At 71.6% G+C, this 5075-nt stretch carries 3 protein-coding genes and 2 pseudogenes; all 5 read right to left on the bottom strand.

All coding sequences use genetic code 11. The features are described 5' to 3' along the window. Positions 1–78: pseudogene (locus BLR33_RS34065) on the bottom strand (roadblock/LC7 domain-containing protein); the annotation flags it as partial. After that, positions 79–3495 carry a sensor histidine kinase gene (locus BLR33_RS34060; protein ID WP_093788887.1) on the bottom strand — a complete coding sequence of 1139 codons (3417 nt, stop codon included), beginning with the start codon at positions 3493–3495 and terminating at the stop codon, positions 79–81. It abuts the pseudogene before it with no gap. Between the two features lie 320 nt (positions 3496–3815). Beyond that, the gene (locus BLR33_RS34055; RefSeq protein ID WP_245771857.1) at positions 3816–4421 is read right to left on the bottom strand and encodes a GTP-binding protein; all 606 of its coding nucleotides are present in this window, start codon (positions 4419–4421) and stop codon (positions 3816–3818) included. Then, the gene (locus BLR33_RS34050; RefSeq protein WP_093788885.1) at positions 4402–4809 is read right to left on the bottom strand and encodes a DUF742 domain-containing protein; all 408 of its coding nucleotides are present in this window, start codon (positions 4807–4809) and stop codon (positions 4402–4404) included. Before BLR33_RS34050 ends, BLR33_RS34055 begins: the two co-directional genes overlap by 20 nt. Before the next feature lie 113 nt (positions 4810–4922). Further along, positions 4923–5075: pseudogene (locus BLR33_RS34045) on the bottom strand (roadblock/LC7 domain-containing protein); the annotation flags it as partial.

The raw sequence follows: 5075 nt of genomic DNA, 5'->3' as shown, positions 1-5075 counted from the left end.
GGACACCCCCGGGGTGTTGTCCACGAAGTTGGTGATCAACCAGTTCAGATTCTGTGCCGCCTGGCTCATCGCACTCAACTAGCGCTCCTGGTTGTGGGGGCCGCCGAACCGGGGGTCGGCGGACTGTCCGTTGGTGTCGGTTCCAGCAGTGCGCCCTTGTTGGACACCACGCCGCAGATTACTCAACCTGCCGCGGACATCCTCGGGTGCGCGGGAGATCGAGGGGCCGCCCTGCGGAGTCTGGGTCGCGGCGCCCGGGACCAGGTTGGCCCGGGGCACCCGCCGGGGCAGACCGGAAGGGGTGACTCCGCCCGCCTTGGGCTCGCGGACCGTCCCGGCCCGCCGCCAGTGCTCGTCGTTGGTGGACCGCCAGCCGGGCTCGTCCGGCTGCTGCGGTGTGTCCTGGCTATCGGTGGCCTCCTCGGCGGGCTGCTCCTGCGGGGCCTGCGGCGGCTGCTGGACCGGCGTGGACCGGACCGGCTGCGGCCGGCCGTCCCGGCTGTCGTCGCTCTCGGTGGTGGGTCGGCTGCTCTGGCTGTCCGGGCGCCGCCGTTCGCGGCGCGGCAGACCGGCGTCCGTCAGCGAAGGCGAGACTACGCTCTCGGAGGGCCCGTCGGGGAGCGGCGAAGCAGATTCCGTTGCAGGGGCGCTGTCCTCGCGCCATCCCTCCTGAGCAGCGGGATAGCCCGTTCCGTCGGCCGACGCGCCGTTTCCGGCGTAATGCGGGGGGTACGGCTCGGCGTAGCCGCCCTGCGCGGCCGGGTCCTGGTAGACGGGCGGGGCGGCGGCCGGGTCGTAGCCGCCGGAGTAGGGCTGCTGCTGGGGGAAACCGTTCTGCGGATAGCCGTCCGCGGCCGGGTAGCCGCCTTGCGCACCGTAGTCGGCCTGCGCGAACTCCTGCGGGTAGCCCTGTTCGTACCCCGTGTAACCGGGCTCGTAGGGCTGCCGGCCGTACCCGTCGGGGGCGAAGCCGTCCTGGGCGTAGCCGTTCTGCCCGGTGTCCTGCCCCTCGAAGGCGGCGGGCTCGTAGCCGGTCTGCGGGAAGCCGCTGGGGTCGAAGGCGGGATCGGGCGCCTGCTCCGGGGTGGGCTGCCCGGTGGGGGCGGTGTCGAATCCGGCCGGTTCCTGTCGCTGGTGCGGCAGTTCCGCGGCCTGCTCGCCGCGCTCCGCGGCGGCCGCCGCCTCCAGCTGGGCCCGGCGCTCCTCGCGCATCAGCGAGCGGCCCAGCGGGTCGAGGGCGCGCGCGGCGCCGGCCTGCTCGTAGCGGGAGTCGTCGAAGCCGAGTTCCGCGGCCGTGCGGCTGTCCAGCTCGGGCTGGCCGCCGGAGGCGTCGACGGTGGGCCCGGGGACGATCCGCGAGACGGTGAACTCCCCGTCGCCGTCGAGCGGTTCGCCGCCGCCGCCGTGGGTGATCGGCTCGGGCAGCATCACCAGCGAGGTGGTGCCGGCCTGCTCGCCGGACGGGCGCAGCTGGACCCGGATACCGTGCCGCTCGGCGAGCCGGCCGACCACGAACAGGCCCATCCGCCGGGCCACCTCGACGTCCACGGTGGGCGGGTCGGCGAGCTTGTGGTTGATGTCGGCGAAGTCCTCGGCGGTCAGGCCGATGCCCTTGTCGTGGATCTCGACCATCACCCGGCCGTCGGGCAGCCGGGTCGCGGTGACCCGCACCTTGGTCTGCGGCGAGGAGAAGGAGGTGGCGTTCTCCAGCAGCTCGGCGAGCAGGTGCACCAGGTCGGTGACGGCGCTGCCGTGGATGTCGGTCTCGGGGATGCCGACCAGCTCGATGCGGTCGTACGCCTCCACCTCGGAGGCGGCCGCGCGCAGCACGTCCACCAGCGGCACCGGCTGGTTCCACTGCCGGCCCGGCTCCTCGCCGGCGAGCACCAGCAGGTTCTCGCCGTTGCGCCGCATGCGGGTGGCGAGGTGGTCCATCCGGAAGAGGTTCTCCAGCTGGTCCGGGTCGGCCTCGTTGTTCTCCAGCTCGGTGATCAGGGTGAGCTGGCGCTGGATGAGGCCCTGGTTGCGCTGGGAGAGGTTGGTGAAGATCGCGTTGACGTTGCCGCGCAGCAGGGCCTGCTCGGCGGCGAGCCGGACCGCCTCGCGGTGCACCTGGTCGAAGGCGCGGGCGACCTCGCCGATCTCGTCCTGGGTGTTGATCGGGATCGGGGCGACCTGGGTGTCCACCCGGCCGGGGTCGGTGCGCGAGAGCTGGTCGACCAGTGCGGGCAGCCGGGTCTCGGCGATGTCGAAGGCGGCCGAGCGCAGCCGCCGCATGCTGCGGCTCATGCTGCGGGCCATCATGCCAGCCACGATGAAGGCGATGATCAGGGCGACCAGCACGATCGCGGAGTTGATGAAGACGTCCCGCTTGGCGTTGGAGGCCACGTGCGAGGCGTCGCCAGCGGCCTGGTCGGCCAGGGCCACCTCGACGCTGCGGTAGGCGTCGAAGGACAAGGTGGCGGCGCCGGTGAACGCGGCCGGGGTGATGCCCTCCGCGGCCAGCCGCGACGGGGTGTACGACGGGTCGCTGATGTGGCTGACCATCGTGCTCAGGTCCGGCGGCACGGTGTACGCGCTGTGCGCCGCCTTGGCCTTGTTGAGCGCGTCGGTGATCTGCGCCTGGCCCTTGCGGGTCGCGGTGTCCTGCGCGGCCTTCAGCAGCGCCTGGTCCTTCGGCGTGCCGCCGCCCTGGAACTCCTCCAGCGCGATGCCCTCCAGGTACTGGTACGAGCCGAGGGCGGTCTTCTGCAGCGCCAGCTCCCGCTTGGACGGCGACTTCTCGACCAGGATGTGCAGGCCGATGGAGCGGGTGAGGGACTCGGCGGCCTTGGCGAGGGAGTCGGCGTACAGGGTGCGGCCGTAGGCGGCGCCGTTGTTGGTGCCGTAGCCCAGCTCGTTGTCCAGCTCCATCAGCGGGTGCTGGATCTTGACGTACCACTCCTCGGTCTGCACGCCGGAGAGCTGGCCGGTGTACGCGGCCTTGCGCAGGGAGGGCAGTTGCGGCTCGACGCTGCGGAAGTCGGCCATCCGCGCCTTGAGGTCGGAGCCGGCCGGGATGCCGCGGGCCGCGCTGTCGAAGGCGCGGGCGGCGTTGTCGGTGGCCGCGTAGGCGGCGGAGACCTGCGGGGACTGGCGCTGCCCGGCGAGCAGGGGAACCACGGTGGTGTCCCGCTCGTTCTCCAGGGCGTTGCCGTAGGTGGAGGCCGCCCGCACCAGGTTGGCGATGTGCACGGCGTCGTCGGCCTGGCGCCAGGTGTCCACCGCGTCGCTGACCCGCAGGCCGCCGAAGGCGAGGGCGACGAGCACGGGTATCAGGAGGATCGCGTTCAGCCGGGTGGCCACCCGCCAGTTGCGGAAGCTCAGCCGGCCGCCCGGGTCGGGCAGGTCGCCGATCCGCACGGCCGCCGGATCGTTCGTGGCCGCGGGCGGCGGCGTGAAGTTCCCCCGCGGGCTGTGCGCACTGCCCGACTCTGCTCGCCTGGTGTTCCTCACTGGACCAACAACCTCTCGGCGACGGCGCGACAACGACAGCCGTTCCTACTCTCGGGTTCTGCGAATTTCAGCACGCCGTGCGGCGGTCGGCCAAACGTCGTGGTGTCGACGGGCTCCGCCTGAAGGCTAGAGATAAAACGGTCATAAGTCCAAGTGGTGTCCAAACCATACGACAGACGTACACGCTGTGACACCGGGCGAGCGCGAGCGGTATCCACAGCCCAGCGAAACGCGCTCGAAACGTTATGTGGATCCGGTGAAGACCAGGGGCCCGCCGTGTCCTGCGACACGGCGGGCCCCTGCTGTCCGTTGGGCGGCGGCTACTTGAGGCGGGCGAGCAGCGCGTGCTCGACGAGCGTGATCAGCGCGCTCTTCGCCTCGGCCCGGTGCCGCGCGTCGGTGGTGATGATCGGTGCCTCGGGGCCGATCTGCAGCGCCTCGCGGACCTCCTCCGGCCGGTACGGCTGGTGGCCGTCGAAGCCGTTGAGCGCGATCACGAACGGCAGCCCGCTGTTCTCGAAGTAGTCGACGGCCGGGAAGCAGTCCGCCAGCCGGCGGGTGTCCACCAGGACCACCGCGCCGATGGCGCCGCGCACCAGGTCGTCCCACATGAACCAGAACCGGTCCTGGCCGGGCGTGCCGAACAGGTACAGGATCAGGTCGTCGTCCAGCGTGATGCGGCCGAAGTCCATCGCCACCGTGGTGGTGGTCTTGTCCTGCACGTGGCTCAGGTCGTCGATGCCGGCCGAGGCGGACGTCATCACGGCCTCGGTACGCAGCGGGTTGATCTCCGAAACCGCACCGACGAACGTGGTCTTGCCCACGCCGAAGCCGCCCGCCACCACGATCTTCGCGGAGGTCGTCGACCGCACCGGCGGCGCGCCGTACGCCGACTGCGCCTGCGGCCTAGAGCTTCCGAAGTCCACTGAGCACCCTCTCAAGCAATGTCACATCAGGCTGGCCGCCCGCCTCGCCGCTGCCCGGCTGATGGATGGCGACCATGCCGGCCTCGGCGAGGTCGGCCACGAGAATGCGGGCCACGCCGAGCGGTATCGCCAGCAGCGCGGAGATCTCGGCCACCGACTTGATCTCCCGCGTCAGGTGGCAGATCCGCTGGTGCTCCGGGAGCAGTCCCGCGTACTGCGCCGGGTCGGCGGTGGTACTGACCAGGGCTTCGAGAGCCAGCTGGTAGCGCGGCCGGGTACGGCCACCGGTCATGGCGTACGGCCGCACCAGCGGCTGGTCGCCTTCCACCCCGTACGGCGCGTGGTGGGACGCGCCGTACGGGCCCGGCGAGGCGGGTGGCGGGGTCATGAGGGTCCTCCGTGTCCGGGCGGTGCTGCTGGTGCGGAAATACGGGAACGTTCTGTTTGTACTCGGGGATCGGCGTGGCCCGGTGCCGCTCGCACCGGGCCCGCTCCTCGCTGTCAGTTCATCAGGCTGCCCTGCAACTCCGCGCGCAGGTCCGGGGTGAGGACGGCGCCCGCCCGGTCGACGAGCAGGGCCATCTCGTAACCGACCAGACCGATGTCGCACTCCGGATGCGCCAGCACCGCCAACGACGAACCATCCGACACCGA

Origin of the sequence: Actinacidiphila guanduensis, from assembly GCF_900103985.1 — a bacterium.
GTDB classification, from domain to species: Bacteria; Actinomycetota; Actinomycetes; order Streptomycetales; family Streptomycetaceae; genus Actinacidiphila; species Actinacidiphila guanduensis.
The sequence above is the reverse complement of the archived record's forward strand: the minus strand, read 5'-3'. Positions and strand labels throughout refer to the sequence as shown.